Genomic DNA, 16,750 nt, shown 5'->3' on the forward strand with positions numbered 1-16,750 from the left:
GGCCATGACCGGCCGACCGATCCTGACTGCTGAAGCCATGCGCACCGCCGAAAAGGCCGCGATCGATTCGGGCACGAGCGTCGAAACGCTGATGGAGCGGGCAGGGGCCGCGCTGGCGGAAGCCGTCTTGCGCTTTGCCGGCAATCGCCCGGTGCTGGTGGTTTGCGGGCCGGGCAACAATGGCGGCGACGGCTATGTTGCCGCCCGGCATTTACAGGCGCGCGGGGTACCAGTCCGGGTGGCCGCGCTCTCCGAGCCAGCCACCGATGCCGCAAGATGGGCGCGAAAAGGGTGGGACGGTCCAACCGGCGAATTCAAAGGAGCCGAGCCCGCGGCGGTCCTGGTCGACTGCCTGTTCGGAACGGGACTGAAGCGAGGATTGGACGAGAGCGTCGCTGGGCAGCTGCGCGACCTGGCAGGCCGTTCGCAGATTCGGGTGGCTTGTGACCTGCCGAGCGGGGTCGATGCGGACAGCGGCGCGCTCTTGTCGGCGATTCCTGACTTCGATCTCACAGTCGCGTTCGGCGCATTGAAGCCCGCTCACCGACTGATGCCCGCAATGGCGCACATGGGCCGGGTTGTATCCGCCGATATCGGGATCGACGCAGTTGGCGACTGGCACGAAATCGGCGTGCCAACCTTGCCCGCGCTCGCAGCCGATGCCCACAAATATAGCCGCGGCCTTGTCCACGCATTGGCCGGAGAGATGCCCGGCGCCATTGCTTTGGCGGCCAATGCGGCTGCGCGTGCGGGTGCGGGTTACGTGCGCGTCAGCACTTCGCGCAGCATCGACAATTTGCCCGCGGCGATCGTCCAGACGGACACTGCCACGCTCAACGATCCCCGCATCGGCTGCGTGCTCGTCGGTCCTGGCATGGGCGATATTCCGCAGGTCCTGACGCTCGCGCTGACGTCGAAAGCGCCGATCGTGATCGATGCCGATGCGCTGGGGCAGATCGGAGAACCGGAACGCCTGCGCGGACAGGATGCGATCGTTACCCCGCACGAAGGCGAGTTCGTGCGCCTCTTCGGCGAAATTGTCGGCAGCAAGCCCGAGCGGGCAGCGGCCGCGGCAAAGCAGTCCGGGGCGGTCGTCGTCTACAAGGGGCCGGATACGTTGGTGGCCGCACCGGATGGGCGCCTCGGCTTTGCGCCGCCCGCACCGGCCTGGCTCGCGAGCGCTGGGACCGGTGACGTGCTGGCGGGAATGATTGCCGGGCTTCGGGCTCAGGCGATGGACGGCTTCGAGGCTGCCTGCGCGGCCGTATGGCTGCATGGCCGAGCGGCCGAGATTGCCGGCCCGGCTATGATCGCAGACGAACTGATCGAGGCATTGCCGCATGCACTCGTTCTTTGCCGGTGAGCGAACCGATCGTCCGCATTGCCGCTAGGGGTGACGGAGTCACCGACAGCGGCCGCTATGCGGCACTGGCAGCGCCGGGTGATATGTTGTTGGCAGATGGCACGGTCGAGCCAGGTCCGAACCATCAGCAGCCACCGTGCCGTCATTTTCCAGAATGTGGCGGCTGCCAGCTGCAACACGTCGCGGACGATGCCTACCGCGACTATCTGAAGGACCGCGTTGCCGGCGCGCTGACCCAGCATGGGCTGGCGACCGAGATCCGCGATCCGCACCTGTCGCCGCCGAATAGCCGCCGGCGGGCAACGCTGCGAGCGCTAAGGGCGGGGAAGAGTCTCGTCATCGGCTTCAACGCGGAACGGTCCAACCGCATCGTCGACATGCGGGAATGCCATATTCTTCGGCCTGAATTGTTCGAACTAATCGATCCACTGCGCCACTTGCTTGCGACTTTGTTACCGCTGCGCCGGACCGGCGAGGTGCATTTGACGCTAGCGGATCAGGGGGTCGATGTCGCACTCAAGGGCGTCGAGGCCGAAGGCTATGAGGCAGCCGAGGCCTTGACGGCCTTTGGTGACGCGAACGGCCTCGCCAGGCTGAGCCTGGATGAAGGCCACGGACCCGAAGTTCGATACGAGCCAGAACCCGCCACGATCACTCTTTCGGGCATGGCAGTGGCTTTGCCGATCGGCGCGTTCCTGCAGGCGACTGGAGACGGCGAAGCCGCGCTTGTGGAAGGGGTTCGCGAAGCTTGCGGCGGCGCCAGCCGCATCGCGGATCTCTTCGGGGGCCTGGGCACCTTCGCTTTTGCTCTTGGCGGCGAAATCGTTGCGGCCGAAGCAGCCCGCGACGCTGTGCTGGCCCTTCAATCCGCAGCGAGGCGAGCTGGGCGCCCGATCACGGCCGATCACCGCGACCTCTACCGCCGGCCTTACGACGTGAAGGAATTGGCAGGATTCGATGCCGTGGTTCTCGATCCCCCGCGCGCCGGTGCCGAGGAGCAGGTGAAACAGCTAGCGGCCTCGGCGGTGCCCCGCATCGCCTATGTCAGCTGCAATCCGGCAACATTCGCTCGCGATGCGGCCATCCTCGCTGCTGGCGATTACAAGCTCGATTGGGTGCGGCCAGTCGGGCAGTTCCGCTGGTCGACGCACATCGAATTGGCGGCCAGCTTCAGTCGCTAGTGCATCATCCAATGCCAGCCGAGGCAGTCGTGCAGGATGCGCGCACCGGCATGCACTGTCAGGCCGAGCAAACAAAGTGTTGCCAACCCGAAAATCGGTAACCGGATGGCGACGACGTTCACCGTGCATTGCACGAGGCTGTGGAGGATCCGGAAGCCAACATAGCCCCAGGCCAGCCAATAGTTGATGCCGCCACCGAAACCCATCAGCGCCAGCGTGATCGCAATGGCGTAGAAGATGGTCGGCTGTTCCATCAAATGGTTGTAATTGTGGGACTTCCACTGCGCCTTGGGATCGGCCCGGCCTTCAAGGTCGACGCCGCGCGAGCCAGGGGGAACCTTGTCGACCTTTACCCCGAGCCGTTTGAATTCGGAAAATCGGCTGACAAACATCCAGAGCATGACGAGCAGCGTCCACGCCACAAGCGCGACGACTGGCACTAGGATTGGGCTGTATTCCATGAACTGGCTCCCCCCGAAGATCAGGGGGAGACTGCGTCAGAACGTTGCGGGCCGCAACCTATTCGAACAGCTTGGCGAAGGCGCGCTTGGCGCGGGTCTTCCAATGGCCGCGATGATAGGCGTCGCTGGCGATCAGCGGCAGGACCGAGGTCGCCTCCGCGAACACCATCTGCTCCAGCGCGGTCGAGACCTTGCCCCAGCTCGCCGCTTCCTGAAGCGTCGATGACGAGCAGGCGCCGTCGCGGACGTCGGCGACGGTGATCTGCACGGCGTACTTGTGGACTTCGACATCGTCATGGCCGAGGATTTCGGCGCAGACCACCGTGTCCTGGGTGAAGTTCTTCGGAACGCCGCCGCCGATCATCAACAGGCCCGTCGTGCCCGCCTTGATCTTGATGTCCGTCAGTTCGCGGAAGTCGGCGATGGCGTCGAGCACCATGTAGTGGCCGCCGCGCTTCATGGCATCGACCTGGTGCTTCACTAAGCCGAAGCCCGCCGAGGAATCGACGAACGCCGGGCAGAAGATCGGCACGTCATGCTCATAGGCGGCCTGGACGAGGCTGTTCGCCTTCTTGGCGTTGCCGTCGGCGAGCCACTTGCCCATTTCCTTGATGAACTCACGGCTCGAATAGGGCCGCGGCTCAAGGCTGTCGGCGATCTTGCCGATGGTGTGGTCGCAGTCCTGCAGCGCTACTTCGTCGATGTAGGTATCGTAGATGCGATCGATGTAGAGCGAGCGCAGGGTGTCGTCGTCGGGGATTTCGAGCGCCTGATAATGCTTGTGACCGAGCGCTTCGAAGAAATCCATGTCGACGATGGTGGCGCCGGTGGCGACGATGGCGTCGACCATGTTGGACTTCACCAGCTGGGTGTAGAGGTCCATGCAGCCGCCGGCCGAGGTCGAGCCGGCGATGACGAGAATGACCGAGCATTCGGGGTCCGACAGCATCTGGTTGTAGAGGTCCGCGGCGCGCGCGGTGTCGCGGCTCGTGAAGCTCATCTTGCCCATGGCCTCGACGATCGGCCTCGCGTCGAACGAGGTGATGTCGATATGTTCGACCTGCTTGGACAGCAGCTCCGCCTTGCGGGTGTCGTTGACCAGGGTCTCGGTGTCCTGGACCTTGTTCAGCGTGTCGGTGGTCATTTCAAAACTCCAATCATCCCCCTCCCGCGTGCGGGAGGGGCTAGGGGAGGGAATGTAGTTTCGGTCGCCAATAGGAGGGGCAGGCCCTCCCCTCAATCCCTTCCCGCAGGCGGGAGGGGAGGCACTACAGCTTTACGACGTTGGAACGCGCCGCTTCCCGGCTTTCCCCGCCATAGAGCGACGCCATGGGCTCGTCGTCGACAATGACCCGGTCTTCGACCCCAAAGCCATTGAACCCGGTGCGCATGGCACAGCCATAGGCGCCCAGCATGCCGACTTCGATGTAATCGCCGGGCTGGACGTCGGCGGGCAGCTCGAAGGGGCCCGCCATATGGTCGAGGTCGTCGCAGGTCGGGCCGTAGAAGCTGAACCCCATCGGCTTGGTGTCCGACTCCGGCTCGCGGAGAAGCTTCACCGGATAACGCCAGCCGATGTGCGCCGCATCGAACAGCGCACCATAGGCGCCGTCGTTGATGTAAAGCTCGGCCCCGCGGCGCTTCTCGACGCGAACGAGAACGCTTGCATATTCGGCACACAGGGCGCGGCCCGGCTCACACCAAAGCTCCGCCGAATAGGAGATCGGCAGGGCTTCGAAGGTGTTGTGAATGACCTCGAAATAGGTCTCGAGTGGCGGAGGCTCCATGCCGGGATAGGTCGATGGGAATCCGCCACCGACGTCGACGATGTCGACGGTGACCGCCGCATCGACGATCGATTCGCGAACGCGCTCCATCGCATCGGCATAAGCCGCCGGGCTCATCGCCTGGCTGCCGACGTGGAAGCAGATGCCGAGCGCGTCTGATGCCTGGCGGGCAGCCTGGAGCAGGGCCTTCACTTCCATCGGCTCGGCACCGAACTTGGCGGCGAGGCTCAGCTTGGAATGGTCGGAGCTGACGCGCAGCCGCACAAGCAGGTTGAGGTCGGTCGCTTCCTTGGTGGCGCGCACGATCTTCTCGAGCTCGTCGAGCGTGTCGAGGCTGAAGGTCTTCACGCCGTGCGTGAAATAGGCCTCGGCAATCGCTTCTTCAGCCTTGACCGGGTGCATGAAGCAGAGCGTCGCTTCCGGAAGCGTGTTCGCGACCAGCCGGACTTCGCCCAGCGAGGCGACGTCGTAGTGGGTGACGCCCGATTCCCACAGGATCTGCAGCAGTTCCGGCGAGGGATTGGCCTTCACGGCATAGAGCGACTTGCCCGGAAACTTCTCCACGAAGAAGCGGGCGGCGCGCCGTGCAGCGTGCGGACGAAGAAGCGTGACCGGTTCGACCGGTCGAAGGGCGGCAGCTAGCCCCAGCGCGCTATGATGCTTGTGCAACTCAAGGGACCTCCAACAGGTATTGTTCGACAGTTAAGCTGCCTTGCGGTTGGAAGTCCCATGGGGCAGCGGGGCGCGATATATGTGTGGGGGTCCCCGCTGTAAAGAATTTTTGGGGTCACTGACGCAGTTCCGGAGCAATTTGTCGCCATGCAGCAACGCTTTGGCGAAAGCATAGGATAATCAAGGAGTTGCCCTTGTCCGCCATTGTCACTCGCGAAGATGTTGTCGCCGCCGCCGCCCGTATCGATGAAGACGTCGAGCATACGCCGCTGATCGCGTCGCACATCGATGGGGTGCGAATCTGGCTAAAATGCGAGTGCCTTCAGACCGGAGGGGCCTTTAAGTTGCGGGGGGCGACCAATCGGCTGATGCAGCTGACGCCGGACGAGCGGAAAGCGGGGGTGGTGGCCTTTTCGTCGGGCAATCACGCGCAAGGGGTGGCTATCGCCGCCAAACGGCTTGGCATTCCGGCAACCATCGTCATGCCAGCCGATGCACCGGCAATCAAAATCGACAGCACGCGGAGCCATGGGGCGGAAATCGTCTTCTACGACCGTCGCGCCGAGAGCCGCGAAGAGATTTCCGCGAGGCTGGCCGCCGAGAAAGGCGCCGTCGTCGTTCCCAGTTTCGACGATCCGAGTATCGTTGCTGGACAGGGGACGGCGGGACTTGAAGTCATGAAGCAGCTGGAGGAACTCGGAGAAGCACCGCCACCGGCTATCGCCATTCCGGTAGGTGGCGGCGGGCTAGCGTCTGGAATCGCCCTGGCGTGCCCGGATGCCGATATTATCGGGGCCGAACCCGATGGCTGGGATGACATGCGTCGATCGCTTCAGGGTGGTGAGATTGTTCCAGTCGCCAAGGACGCGCCGCCAACCCTGTGCGATGCACTACAGACCCCGCGCGTTTCCCCGATTACCTTTGGCATCCTTCAGGCGCGGAAGGCCCAAGTGATCCCAGTGTCCGAGGACGAGGTCGCCAATGCGGTCAAATGGGCCTGGCAGCATCATGAACTTATCGTCGAGCCCGGTGGGGCGGCGGCGCTTGCAGCCGTGCTGTCCGGCAAAGCACCGGCCCGCGAGGGCATGGTGATCATATTGTCAGGCGGGAATATTGACCCTGAGCTGCACGAGCGCCTGGTAAACTAAGCGACGGCGGTCCGATATTCGCCTGGCTCGACATGGGCCGGGCTGGAGCGTTCTACGGCCTGGGTGAGCTCTTCGAGCTCAGCCGCGAGGGTCTGGAGTTCAGCCGCAAGCGCTTTCGGGTCGGTTTCGGCAATGCCGGCCGAGGCGTCGAGCAGGGTTTCGAGCATCATGGCGATGCACGGCAGGATCGTTTCCTCGATCCGCTCGAATGCCTCTTCGAGGCGAGCCTGCTGCTGGTCGGCGTTCATGGAAAACGATAGTTGCTCAAACCAGGTTAAGTTTGAGTGAAAGCTTTACGGAATGGGAACGATTTCCTCTGTCGCGCCCGCGATCGCCATGCTCGCAGCGATATTGCTGGTGCTTGGCGGTATTCGGATGATCCGCCGCGGCGAAAACCGCAAGCAGGGTTGGCTGATGATCGTTGCTGCAGCGGTGGTCGTCGGAAACGTTCTGATTCTGACGCTCTAGCGCTTGAGATCCTTCTCGAGGCGCATGTCGAGATAATCATCGACGCTCTTCATCATCAGGTCGAGCTCGTTGGCGAAGAAGTGGTTCGCGCCCGGGATCGTGTCGTGATGAATGGTGATGTGCCGCTGGGTCCGCAGCTTGTCGACGAGCTTTTGGACAGCGCTTGGAGTGACGACCTCGTCTGCCTCGCCCTGGATGATGATGCCCGACGAGGGGCAGGGTGCCAGAAAGCTGAAATCATACATGTTGGCAGGCGGGGCGATCGAGATGAAGCCCTTGATCTCCGGGCGACGCATCAGAAGCTGCATGCCGATCCAGGCGCCGAAGCTGACGCCTGCGACCCAGGTCGTCTGCGCTTCAGGATGGATCTGCTGCACCCAGTCCAGGGCCGAAGCGGCATCGGACAGTTCGCCAATGCCATTGTCGAACGTGCCCTGACTCTTGCCGACGCCACGGAAGTTGAAGCGCAGGGTCGCGAAACCGCGGTTGACGAACGTCTTGTAGAGCAGCTGGACGATCTTATTGTTCATCGTCCCGCCCGCCTGCGGGTGTGAGTGCAGGATCAGGGCGACAGGCGCCCGCGCCGGTGCCGGATGAAAACGGCCTTCGAGACGGCCTTCGGGACCGGGAAAAATGACTTCAGGCATGCTGGCTCGCGAATGGAGGGTGGGCGGAAACTGGCTGCGGCGTATATAGGCCCGAAGCAGACAATCGCAATTGGCAGATGAGCGCCGAAAAATGACCCAACGCATCTATTTCGACCATGCGGCGACGACGCCTGTCCTTCCTGAGGCGAGGGAGGCGATGGCGCTGGCGCTGGACGTATGGGCCAATCCGTCTTCGCCGCACGGCGAGGGACGGGACTCGCGCAAGGCGCTGGAGGAGGCGCGGCAGACGCTCGCTGAAGTGCTCGATTGGCGTCATGACGTCATTTTTACGAGCGGAGCCAGCGAGGCCGTCAGCATCGCTGGCAGGCGGGCGGCCGTGCCCGGCCGGGCCTATGGAGCGACGGAGCATGATATCGTTCCCGCATCGATGGGTGAGCGCGCGAAAGTGCTGCCTGTCGATGGCAACGGTCTTGTTGACATGGAGGCGCTGGGCGAAGTGCTGTCGGGCGAGCCAGCGCTGGTTGCCATCCAGCAGGCCAATAACGAGACCGGTGTCATCCAGCCGATGGATGCAATCGCGAGCAGGGTGCGCGAAGCCGGTTCGCTCCTCCTGGCCGACTGCGCCCAGTCGGCTGGCAAGATGCCGCTACCCGATGCTGACTTCATCGCCATCTCGGCACACAAGTTCGGCGGACCGCCGGGGACCGGCGCCTTACTGGTCAAGGACCTGGCGACGCTGGAGGCGAGCGGTGGCCAGGAGAAAGGGTACCGCCGCGGGACTCAGAACCTGCCCGGTGCAATGGGAATGGCTGCGGCGCTGCAATCCAGGGCTTTCGAGCATGCCATGCCGCGCCTCGTGGAGTTGCGGCGGCGGCTCGACGATGGCGTCAAGGCAGCAGGCGGGGTGGTGATCGCCGAGGATGCCGAGCGGATCGCCAATATCGGCGCGATCGCGATGCCCGGCGGACAGAGCAGTGGATTGTTAGTTCAGTTCGATCTTGCCGGCTTCGCGGTATCGATGGGGAGCGCTTGCGGTAGCGGTTCGATGAAAGAAAGCCGTGTTTTGAAGGCGATGCATGTCAATCCTGAGATCGCTTCTGGCTTTTTGAGGATCAGCTTCGGGCCCTCGACCAGCGAGGCGGATGTCGATGCGTTTTTGGCCGAATGGCAACGGATCGTGTCCCGCCAGAAAGCGGCATGATCTACCTCGATTACCAGGCGACGACTCCGGTGGCGTCGGAAGTCGCCGAGGCGATGCGGCCATGGATCGAGGAGAAATTCGCCAATCCCCATTCGCCGTCGCGCTGGGGACGGGAGGCCGCCGCGGCGATCGAGGTGGCCAGAAACCAGGTCGGCGCGCATTTTCCGGCGGGTACGGTGGTTTTCACGTCGGGAGCGACGGAAGCGCTCAATTGGGCGTTGAAGGGCACGTTCGAACTGTCCGATCGACGCAAGCTGGTGACCGTGGCGACGGAGCATGCAGCGGTGCTCGACACGGCGGAATGGCTGCAAGGCGAGGGCGTCGATCTGATCGTGCTCCCGGTCGGGAGTGACGGCCTGGTCGATCTCGATCAGGCGAATGACGTCATCGACGAGAAGACGGCGCTGGTCGCGGCGATGCTGGTCAACAACGAAATGGGCGCTATTCAGCCGATCGCCGAGATCGCCAGGCTGGTGCACGCCAAGGGCGCGCTGATGCTCTGCGACGCGGTCCAGGGCTTCGGGCGCATGGCTTTGCCGGAGGGGCCGGACCTGTTCGCTGTTTCGAGCCACAAGATCCACGGCCCCAAGGGCGTTGGTGCCCTCTGGATTCGCGACGGCGTGACGCCACCGGCTCCGCTCCTGCATGGAGGCGGGCAGGAGCAGGGACTGCGCTCGGGCACCTTGTCCCCCGCACTCTGCGTCGGCTTTGGCGCGGCCGCGAAACTGGCGTCAGAGCGTCAGAATGCGGACCAAGCGCATATCTCGCGCCTGTGGGACCGGGCGATGGAAGTCTTTGGACCGGGCTGGAGCGTCAACGGCTCGCTCACCCAGCGTTACAAGGGGAATCTCAACATTCGCCGGGATGGATTGGATGGCGCGCGGCTCATTGGCGAGCTGAGGGACATCGCCTTTTCGCTGGGCAGCGCCTGCGCCAGCGGATCGGGGCGTCCTAGCCACGTCCTACGGGCATTGGGCCTCAGCGATCGTGAAGCCAGGAGCAGCATTCGTCTCGGTTTCGGCCGCTATACATCGGAAGACGAATTGCTGGACGCCTGCCGGCGGATCGATGCAGCTGCCCGGGCCCAGGAAAGTTTCGCGGCGTGACCAAGGTTCGTTTCCTGAAGGTCGATGGCGAACTGGACGCCGAGGTCGAAGCGCCAGCTGGAGCAGTGCTGCTGGATGTTGCCCAACAGGCCGGGCAGCCGCTGGAGGGCGCGTGCGAGGGACAGATGGCCTGTTCGACCTGCCACATAATTGTCGATCCCAAGGATTTCGAGCGCCTGCCGCCGGCGAGCGAAGAGGAGGACGATTTGCTCGACCTTGCGTGGGGCGTCATGCGGACGTCGCGGCTGGCCTGTCAGATCACGCTCACCGACGAGTTGGATGTGCTGACGGTGAAGATGCCTGGCGGGTTTCACAACTGGCAGGGGCGCTAGTTCCCTTCAGGGAGTGGCAGTCCAACGCGCTGGTCGCGGCCATCGTCGTCGGGGAATTTGCGGAGCTTTTTCCCTTTGGGCCGCGTCGGCAGGAGAGGCTCGAGGTCCTGTATCGCGAGCCTGCCCGCATGCTTGCTGTCGAGCAGCTGGAACCGTTGGGCCGCGGCGCGACGGAATTCTTCTAGCGTGATGCTCCGGTTGAAATCGGCATCGGCGCCGGCGACGGGTTCGGGGATGTTGAGCAGCCCGTACCTTGCGGCTCCCTGCAGCCCGTACAATTGGTAGCCGTCAATGCCATTGTCTTCCGGGCCCCAGGCGCCCGGCCTGTGACTACGGCGGTGCCTCGACGGCTCAGGCGCCTTCGCCTCCGCTGGCTTCGCTTCCGCCAGCTCCTGGCGGGAGCGCTTCCACTTTGAATCGACCTGAACTTCGGTCGTGACCTCAGTCTCGTAGACGTTGATTTCCTCCGGATCGATCTGGCCGTCGTGATTGTCGTCGAGCGTGCGGAAGAAGCGGTCCGCATCCGCCTGCATTTCATCGAGCGTCAAAATGCCGTCGGCGTTACGGTCTGCCTGATGAAACCAGCGCGCGAACGGGTCGTCGTTGGTATCCGTGGCGCGGAACGGTTCGCCCATCGGGCTGATGAACGGCGCCCAGGGGCGGCCGACGACCATGATCGGCGCCTCGACCTTGGGCTGGTCCGCCAAGGCGAGGGCGGCAACAATCATCAGAAAGGGCATTCACGGCCTCCCGCTTGGCCCGCCCGCATCATCCAGCCTGCGTGAACGGTCAATGAAGAAGCGCGCTTGCCAGCGTGGCGAACCTTCCCCATATGCGCCCCCGGAAGTCGGCGGACGGCGCTGTCGCCAACCTGGTCAGATCCGGAAGGAAGCAGCCACAACGATTTCGTGCCGGGTCGTCGGCTTCCACCTTCCCAGACCGTCAAAGCGCCTTCGCAAGTGGCGCGCCCGCGCCTACACAGGTGACGATGTCCGATTCACCCGAACCGTCCGAAGAACCCGGCCTCGGCCTGGACCTGCCTGAAGTGCCTCAGAAGCCCATTTCCGCTTCCCCCTATCGCGTGCTCGCCCGCAAATATCGGCCGCGCGATTTCTCCGAGCTGATCGGGCAGGATGCGATGGTCCAGACCATCGGCAATGCCATCGAACGCGGCCGGATTGCCCATGCCTTCCTGCTGACCGGCGTTCGCGGTGTCGGCAAGACGTCGACGGCTCGGCTCATCGCCAAGGCGCTCAACTGCATCGGCCCGGATGGAAAGGGCGGCCCCACCATTAATCCCTGCGGCGTCTGCGAGCCGTGCGTCGCCATTGCCGAGGGCCGGCATATCGACGTGGTCGAGATGGACGCTGCGTCCCACACCGGCGTTGATGACGTACGCGAGATCATCGAGGCGGTCCGTTATGCGTCCGTGTCGGCGCGCTTCAAGATCTATATCATCGACGAAGTCCACATGCTTTCCAAGAATGCTTTCAACGCTTTGTTGAAGACACTTGAGGAGCCGCCTGAACATGTAAAATTCCTGTTCGCGACGACAGAAGTCGACAAGGTGCCGGTGACGGTCCTGTCGCGCTGCCAACGCTTCGACCTGCGCCGCATTCCCTCGGACAAATTGGCGGCGCATTTTGCGCGAGTGGCAGAGGCCGAGCAGGTCGACGTCGAGCCGGAAGCATTGAACGTCATTGCCCGCGCCGCCGAGGGCTCGGCGCGTGACGGGCTGTCGCTGCTCGACCAGGCGATTGCCCATGGCGAGGGGCATGTGACGGCCGCCGAGGTGCGGACGATGCTGGGGTTGGCCGACCGGGGGCGGATTCGCCGCCTGCTTGAGAGCATCCTGAGTGGCGACGCAGCGGCGATGCTGGCGCAGCTGGATGAGGCGCACGACCTCGGCATCGATCCGACCTCTTTGATCCGCGGCCTCATGGATTCGCTGCACACCGTGACTCGCGCCAAAGCGGGGGCGAGCCGGGACGCGTTGCAATCCGAAGAGGAACGGGACGCCGCCGCTCAATGGGCTTCCAGCCTTAACTGGGCCGGCATCCACCGGCTTTGGCAGATGCTGCTGAAGGGCCTGAACGACGTCGGCCAGGCGCCGGACCCGCAGGAAGCGGCCACCATGGCGCTGCTGCGGCTCATCCATGCCGCGGATTTGCCCGACCCGGCCTCGCTGGTCGCGAAGCTGTCGGGAAGCGACGCTGGAGCGGCCGCCGCAGCACCGGCGGCGGCACCGGCCAAGCCTGCAGGCCCGCGCAGCTACCGCGAATTGATTGACGCGCTGCACGGGGCCGGCAAGCGCATCCTTTCGCAGGAGCTGCACGACCAGGTAGGCCTGGTGAGTTTTTCCGAGGGCGAGCTGGTGCTGAAGCCGCTTCGCCCGCTCGGCGCGGACTGGACCCGCGACCTTGCCGCCGCGTTAAAAGACGTCACGGGCACCAAGTGGATCGTCAGCTTCACCGACCAGGGCGGCGAGCCCTCGCTGCAACAGCAGGAGCAGATCGCCGAGGAGACAATGCGCTCCGCCGTGCTTGACGAACCCAATGTCCGTGCGGTCTTGGAGAGCTTCCCCGAAGCGAGCCTCGACTCGTTCGGCCCCGCCCAAGCAACGAGAGACTGACCATGCCCGACCTCGACCTCGATAAGATCATGCAGATGGCGCAGAATGCGCAGGCCGAGTTGCAGAAGGCCCAGGACAATCTCGACAATGTCGAGGTGGAAGGCGCGAGCGGCGGGGGGCTTGTCAAAATCCAGGCCTCGGCAAAGGGCCGCATCATCGCCGTGAACATCGACGAGAGCCTGATGCAGCCGAGCGAGAAGAGCATGCTGGAAGACCTGATCGCTGCGGCGTTGAACGATGCCCGCGCCAAAGCCGACCAGGCGGCCGCCGCGGAAATGGAGAAGATGAGTTCCGGCCTGCCGCTGCCACCGGGATTCAAATTACCCTTCTAAGCCTGTCGCGCTTTCGCAAACGGCGGTCGTTCGCCCATAAAAATGTAGCGCTTGCCTGCCCCTAATTCCGCCGCCACATTGGTCGATACGCGGCCGGAGGGGACTGAACGGTGCGACTGGGGCAAATGCAGGACTGGCCACTGCGCGTCATGCGCCTGGTCGATCATGCCGAGCGCGAGCACGGCAATCAGGAAATTGTCGGCGCGACGGGCGAGGAAATCGTTCGGACGACCTGGGGGCAGGTCGCCCGCGACGGTCGCCGCATGGCCCAGGGCCTGGAGCGCATGGGGCTGAAGCCCGGCGACCGCATCGCCACGCTGGCCATGAACAGCATCCGGCACCTGACGTCATGGTACGGCGCGATCGGCATGGGCGGCGTGCTCCACACCATCAACCCGCGCCTGTTTGACGAGCAGCTCGCTTACATCGGCAACCATGCCGAGGACCGGGTGCTCCTCTATGACAAGGCATTCAAGCCGATCGTCGAACGCCTGAAGCCGGAGTGGAAGACCATCGAGCAGTACATCTGCTTCGAGGAGGACTTCGACAGCTGGGTGGCGAGCGAGGATGGCGATTATCGCTGGGTCGAAGGCGACGAGCGCGACCCCTGCGGCCTCTGCTACACCAGCGGGACGACCGGCAATCCCAAGGGCGTGCTCTACGAGCATCGTTCGACCATGCTTCACACCTATGCCGAGGTGTCGCCCGACTGCTTCGATTTGTCGGCGCAGGCGGTGGTGCTGCCGATCGTGCCGATGTTCCACGCCAATGCCTGGGGCATTCCGTGGGCGGCGCCCATGACGGGCTGCAAGCTGGTGCTGAGCTCCGATTATCGCCCAGCACAGATGTGCAATCTGTTCCACGAAGAGAAGGTCAGCCATTCGGCGGGCGTGCCGACTGTCTGGCTTGGCATGATCGAGCATATCGAAAAGACCGGTGAGGATCTGGGCGCACTCAAGACCGTCACCATTGGCGGATCGGCCGCTCCGCGCGCGATGATCGAATGGTTCCGGGGCAAGGGAATCAAGGTCGGGCACGCCTGGGGCATGACCGAATTGTCGCCCATCGGCACAGTCGGCTCGCCGCCGGCGCGCTGGGAGGAAATGAGCGACGAGGAGCAGCTGGACTATTGCTGCAAGCAGGGACGGTCGCTGTTCGGCGTCGAGCTGAAGATCGTCGACGACGACGGCAATGAGCTGCCGCGCGACGGCGTTGCTTCGGGGCGGTTGCTGACCCGCGGCTATTGGGTGGTGAAGCGCTACTTCAAGGCGGAAGAAGACGCGGTCGACGAGGATTGCTGGTTCGACACCGGTGACGTCGCCGCCATCCATCCCGACGGCACGCTGCAGATCACCGACCGGTCGAAGGACGTCATCAAGTCGGGCGGTGAGTGGATCAGTTCGATCGAGCTTGAAAACGCCGCGGTCGGCTGTCCTGGCGTGCTCGAAGCGGCGGCAATCGGCATTGCCCATCCCAAGTGGGACGAAAGGCCGCTGCTGGTCTGCGTGCGCGACGAGGGCAGCAATGTCTGTGCCGACGAGGTTCGCGACTTCCTGGTCGCCCATGTCGCCAAATGGTGGCTTCCGGATGCCGTCGAGTTCGTCGATGAACTGCCGCATTCCGCCACCGGCAAACTGAGCAAGAAAACGCTGCGGGAGCAGTTCAAGGACTATCGTTTCGCCGACGCCGTGCAGATGGTGGGGCGCGACTAGACCCTAGGCCGCGCTTCTTCTAAACGCGCCGGCAAATCCCGTATTTGAAGGAAGAGACGCGACCCCATGGCCGCCCAATATGCATTCGTCATGAAGGACATGACCAAGTCCTTCCCCGGCGCGCAGAAGCCGGTGCTGAACCACATCAATTTGCAATTCTATCACGGCGCCAAGATCGGCATCGTCGGCCCGAACGGCGCCGGCAAGTCGACGCTGATGAAGATCATGGCCGGCATCGACAAGGACTTCCAGGGTGAGGCCTGGCCGGGCGAGAACGTTACCGTCGGCTATTTGCCGCAGGAGCCGCAGCTCGACCCCAGCAAGAACGTATTGGAGAACGTCAAGGACGGCGCCCGCGACGTCGCCGACATGGTCGACCGCTTCAATGCAATCTCGGCCGAGATGGGCGATCCCAAGGACGACACCGACTTCGACGCGCTGATGGAGGAGATGGGCGATCTCCAGGGCAAGATTGACGCGGTCGACGGCTGGACGCTCGACAACCAACTGGAAGTGGCGATGGAGGCCCTGCGCTGTCCGCCGTCCGACTGGCCGGTCGAGAATTTGTCAGGCGGCGAAAAGCGCCGCATCGCGCTGACCCGCCTGCTGATCCAGAAGCCGTCGATCCTGCTGCTCGACGAGCCGACCAACCACCTCGACGCCGAAAGCGTCCAGTGGCTGGAGCAGCATCTCGCCGAATATGCGGGCGCGGTGCTGATGATTACCCACGACCGCTACTTCCTCGACAATGTCGTCAGCTGGATCCTGGAAATCGATCGTGGGAAATATTTCCCGTACGAGGGCAATTACTCGACCTATTTGGAGAAGAAGGCCAAGCGTCTTGAGCAGGAGGACCGCGAGGAGTCCGGCCGCCAGAAGGCGATCAAGGACGAGCTCGAGTGGATCCGGCAGGGCGCCAAGGCCCGTCAGACAAAGTCCAAGGCCCGTATCGCCAAGTTCGACCAGCTCGTGGCCTCGCAGGAGAAGCGGATCCCGGGCAAGGCGGAAATCCTCATCCAGGTGCCGGAGCGCCTCGGCGGCAAGGTCATCGAGGTCAGCAACATCTCCAAGGCCTATGGCGACAAATTGCTGTTCGAGGATTTGAGCTTCACGTTGCCGCCGGGCGGGATTGTCGGCGTCATCGGCCCGAACGGCGCCGGCAAGTCGACTTTGTTCAAGTTGATCACTGGCCAGGAGCAGCCGGACACGGGCAATGTCGACATCGGCCCGACCGTGCACCTGGGCTATGTCGACCAGAGCCGCGACCACCTCAACGACAAGAACAATGTCTGGGAGGAGATTTCCGACGGCCTCGACTATATGAAGGTCAACGGCCACGATCAGTCGACGCGCGCTTATGTCGGCGCCTTCAACTTCAAGGGCCCGGACCAGCAGAAGAACGTCGGCAAGCTGTCGGGCGGCGAGCGCAATCGAGTCAACATCGCCAAGATGTTGAAGCGCGGCGGCAATGTCCTGCTGCTCGACGAGCCGACCAACGATCTCGATGTCGAGACACTGGGCGCCCTGGAAGAAGCCATCGAGAATTTCGCCGGTTGCGCCGTGGTCATCAGCCACGACCGCTTCTTCCTCGATCGCCTGGCGACGCACATCCTGGCGTTCGAAGGCGACAGCCACGTCGAATGGTTCGAGGGCAATTTCGAAGCCTATGAGGAGGACAAGGTCCGCCGCCTGGGGGAGGAAGCGACCCGTCCGCACCGGACCAGCTACCGGAAGATGACACGCTAAG

The 16,750-nt window shown here is 63.6% G+C and carries 17 protein-coding genes and 1 other RNA gene; 12 read left to right on the forward strand and 6 right to left on the reverse strand.

Going from position 1 to position 16,750, the window contains the following annotated elements; translation table 11 throughout:
* Nucleotides 1–4: 4 nt before the first annotated feature.
* Both LZ536_RS01200 and LZ536_RS01205 read left to right on the forward strand, forming a co-directional pair.
* Complete coding sequence (locus LZ536_RS01200; protein WP_249846488.1) at nucleotides 5–1,363, forward strand: NAD(P)H-hydrate dehydratase; 1,359 nt, start codon at nucleotides 5–7, stop codon at nucleotides 1,361–1,363.
* A complete protein-coding gene (locus LZ536_RS01205; protein WP_249846489.1) occupies nucleotides 1,360–2,544 on the forward strand; it encodes a class I SAM-dependent RNA methyltransferase in 1,185 nt (394 codons plus the stop codon). Before LZ536_RS01200 ends, LZ536_RS01205 begins: the two co-directional genes overlap by 4 nt.
* Here LZ536_RS01205 and LZ536_RS01210 read toward each other — a convergent pair.
* The 3 genes from LZ536_RS01210 to LZ536_RS01220 all read right to left on the reverse strand — a co-directional run bounded on the left by LZ536_RS01210 (nucleotide 2,541) and on the right by LZ536_RS01220 (nucleotide 5,461).
* Nucleotides 2,541–3,005: an MAPEG family protein gene (locus tag LZ536_RS01210; protein ID WP_249846490.1), complete on the reverse strand. Its 465-nt coding sequence runs from the start codon at nucleotides 3,003–3,005 to the stop codon at nucleotides 2,541–2,543. The two genes, LZ536_RS01205 and LZ536_RS01210, sit on opposite strands and share 4 nt — an antisense overlap.
* A gap of 58 nt (nucleotides 3,006–3,063) precedes the next feature.
* Complete coding sequence (locus LZ536_RS01215; protein WP_249846491.1) at nucleotides 3,064–4,149, reverse strand: 1,9-bis(guanidino)-5-aza-nonane synthase; 1,086 nt, start codon at nucleotides 4,147–4,149, stop codon at nucleotides 3,064–3,066.
* 124 nt (nucleotides 4,150–4,273) lie between these two features.
* Nucleotides 4,274–5,461: a type III PLP-dependent enzyme gene (locus tag LZ536_RS01220; RefSeq protein ID WP_249846492.1), complete on the reverse strand. Its 1,188-nt coding sequence runs from the start codon at nucleotides 5,459–5,461 to the stop codon at nucleotides 4,274–4,276.
* A gap of 197 nt (nucleotides 5,462–5,658) precedes the next feature.
* On the opposite strand from LZ536_RS01220, the gene LZ536_RS01225 reads away from it, so the two are divergent.
* Complete coding sequence (locus tag LZ536_RS01225; protein WP_283938369.1) at nucleotides 5,659–6,612, forward strand: threonine ammonia-lyase; 954 nt, start codon at nucleotides 5,659–5,661, stop codon at nucleotides 6,610–6,612.
* On the opposite strand, the gene LZ536_RS01230 is transcribed toward LZ536_RS01225, so the two are convergent.
* Nucleotides 6,609–6,860, reverse strand: coding sequence for a hypothetical protein (locus LZ536_RS01230; protein WP_249846493.1), 252 nt, complete (start codon nucleotides 6,858–6,860; stop codon nucleotides 6,609–6,611). The two genes, LZ536_RS01225 and LZ536_RS01230, sit on opposite strands and share 4 nt — an antisense overlap.
* Nucleotides 6,861–6,912: 52 nt before the next feature.
* Here LZ536_RS01230 and LZ536_RS01235 point away from each other — a divergent pair, with 52 nt between their 5' ends.
* Nucleotides 6,913–7,080, forward strand: a complete 168-nt coding sequence (locus LZ536_RS01235) for a hypothetical protein (protein WP_249846494.1) — start codon at nucleotides 6,913–6,915, stop codon at nucleotides 7,078–7,080.
* On the opposite strand, the gene LZ536_RS01240 is transcribed toward LZ536_RS01235, so the two are convergent.
* Nucleotides 7,077–7,727, reverse strand: coding sequence for an alpha/beta hydrolase (locus LZ536_RS01240; protein ID WP_249846495.1), 651 nt, complete (start codon nucleotides 7,725–7,727; stop codon nucleotides 7,077–7,079). The genes LZ536_RS01235 and LZ536_RS01240 overlap by 4 nt on opposite strands.
* Before the next feature lie 91 nt (nucleotides 7,728–7,818).
* Between LZ536_RS01240 and LZ536_RS01245 the strand changes: the two genes are divergently transcribed.
* From LZ536_RS01245 to LZ536_RS01255, 3 genes are read left to right on the forward strand one after another with little or no spacing between them, the layout of a single operon-like run.
* Nucleotides 7,819–8,889, forward strand: coding sequence for a cysteine desulfurase family protein (locus LZ536_RS01245; protein ID WP_249846496.1), 1,071 nt, complete (start codon nucleotides 7,819–7,821; stop codon nucleotides 8,887–8,889).
* Nucleotides 8,886–9,995 (forward strand): cysteine desulfurase family protein, encoded by a 1,110-nt coding sequence (locus LZ536_RS01250; protein ID WP_249846497.1) that lies wholly within the window; start codon nucleotides 8,886–8,888, stop codon nucleotides 9,993–9,995. Before LZ536_RS01245 ends, LZ536_RS01250 begins: the two co-directional genes overlap by 4 nt.
* Nucleotides 9,992–10,327, forward strand: coding sequence for a 2Fe-2S iron-sulfur cluster-binding protein (locus LZ536_RS01255; protein ID WP_249846498.1), 336 nt, complete (start codon nucleotides 9,992–9,994; stop codon nucleotides 10,325–10,327). The genes LZ536_RS01250 and LZ536_RS01255 overlap by 4 nt, the downstream gene beginning before the upstream one ends.
* Here the strand turns inward: LZ536_RS01255 and LZ536_RS01260 are convergent.
* Complete coding sequence (locus tag LZ536_RS01260) at nucleotides 10,324–11,067, reverse strand: EF-hand domain-containing protein (RefSeq protein ID WP_249846499.1); 744 nt, start codon at nucleotides 11,065–11,067, stop codon at nucleotides 10,324–10,326. The genes LZ536_RS01255 and LZ536_RS01260 overlap by 4 nt on opposite strands.
* 99 nt (nucleotides 11,068–11,166) lie before the next feature.
* On the opposite strand from LZ536_RS01260, the gene ffs reads away from it, so the two are divergent.
* The 5 genes from ffs (at nucleotide 11,167) to ettA (ending at nucleotide 16,749) form a co-directional block, all read left to right on the forward strand.
* An RNA gene (gene ffs / locus LZ536_RS01265) (signal recognition particle sRNA small type) lies at nucleotides 11,167–11,261 on the forward strand.
* A 54-nt stretch (nucleotides 11,262–11,315) separates the two neighbouring features.
* The gene (locus LZ536_RS01270; RefSeq protein ID WP_249846500.1) at nucleotides 11,316–12,959 is read left to right on the forward strand and encodes a DNA polymerase III subunit gamma/tau; all 1,644 of its coding nucleotides are present in this window, start codon (nucleotides 11,316–11,318) and stop codon (nucleotides 12,957–12,959) included.
* 2 nt (nucleotides 12,960–12,961) lie between these two features.
* Complete coding sequence (locus LZ536_RS01275; protein ID WP_249846501.1) at nucleotides 12,962–13,291, forward strand: YbaB/EbfC family nucleoid-associated protein; 330 nt, start codon at nucleotides 12,962–12,964, stop codon at nucleotides 13,289–13,291.
* A gap of 125 nt (nucleotides 13,292–13,416) precedes the next feature.
* Nucleotides 13,417–15,003, forward strand: coding sequence for a long-chain fatty acid--CoA ligase (locus LZ536_RS01280; protein ID WP_249846502.1), 1,587 nt, complete (start codon nucleotides 13,417–13,419; stop codon nucleotides 15,001–15,003).
* 66 nt (nucleotides 15,004–15,069) lie between these two features.
* Nucleotides 15,070–16,749 (forward strand): energy-dependent translational throttle protein EttA, encoded by a 1,680-nt coding sequence (ettA, locus tag LZ536_RS01285; RefSeq protein ID WP_249846503.1) that lies wholly within the window; start codon nucleotides 15,070–15,072, stop codon nucleotides 16,747–16,749.
* Nucleotide 16,750: the final 1 nt, after the last annotated feature.

Source organism: Sphingomonas alba, from assembly GCF_023516555.1.
Lineage (GTDB): Bacteria > Pseudomonadota > Alphaproteobacteria > Sphingomonadales > Sphingomonadaceae > Sphingomicrobium > Sphingomicrobium album.

Coding starts and splice junctions, on each gene's coding strand:
- LZ536_RS01200 (WP_249846488.1), top strand. CDS start 5: ATGACCGGCCGACCGATCCTGACTGCTGAAGCCATGCGCACCGCCGAA.
- LZ536_RS01210 (WP_249846490.1), bottom strand. CDS start 3,005: ATGGAATACAGCCCAATCCTAGTGCCAGTCGTCGCGCTTGTGGCGTGG.
- LZ536_RS01215 (WP_249846491.1), bottom strand. CDS start 4,149: ATGACCACCGACACGCTGAACAAGGTCCAGGACACCGAGACCCTGGTC.
- LZ536_RS01230 (WP_249846493.1), bottom strand. CDS start 6,860: ATGAACGCCGACCAGCAGCAGGCTCGCCTCGAAGAGGCATTCGAGCGG.
- LZ536_RS01235 (WP_249846494.1), top strand. CDS start 6,913: ATGGGAACGATTTCCTCTGTCGCGCCCGCGATCGCCATGCTCGCAGCG.
- LZ536_RS01240 (WP_249846495.1), bottom strand. CDS start 7,727: ATGCCTGAAGTCATTTTTCCCGGTCCCGAAGGCCGTCTCGAAGGCCGT.
- LZ536_RS01245 (WP_249846496.1), top strand. CDS start 7,819: ATGACCCAACGCATCTATTTCGACCATGCGGCGACGACGCCTGTCCTT.
- LZ536_RS01250 (WP_249846497.1), top strand. CDS start 8,886: ATGATCTACCTCGATTACCAGGCGACGACTCCGGTGGCGTCGGAAGTC.
- LZ536_RS01260 (WP_249846499.1), bottom strand. CDS start 11,067: ATGCCCTTTCTGATGATTGTTGCCGCCCTCGCCTTGGCGGACCAGCCC.
- LZ536_RS01270 (WP_249846500.1), top strand. CDS start 11,316: ATGTCCGATTCACCCGAACCGTCCGAAGAACCCGGCCTCGGCCTGGAC.
- LZ536_RS01275 (WP_249846501.1), top strand. CDS start 12,962: ATGCCCGACCTCGACCTCGATAAGATCATGCAGATGGCGCAGAATGCG.
- LZ536_RS01280 (WP_249846502.1), top strand. CDS start 13,417: ATGCAGGACTGGCCACTGCGCGTCATGCGCCTGGTCGATCATGCCGAG.
- ettA (WP_249846503.1), top strand. CDS start 15,070: ATGGCCGCCCAATATGCATTCGTCATGAAGGACATGACCAAGTCCTTC.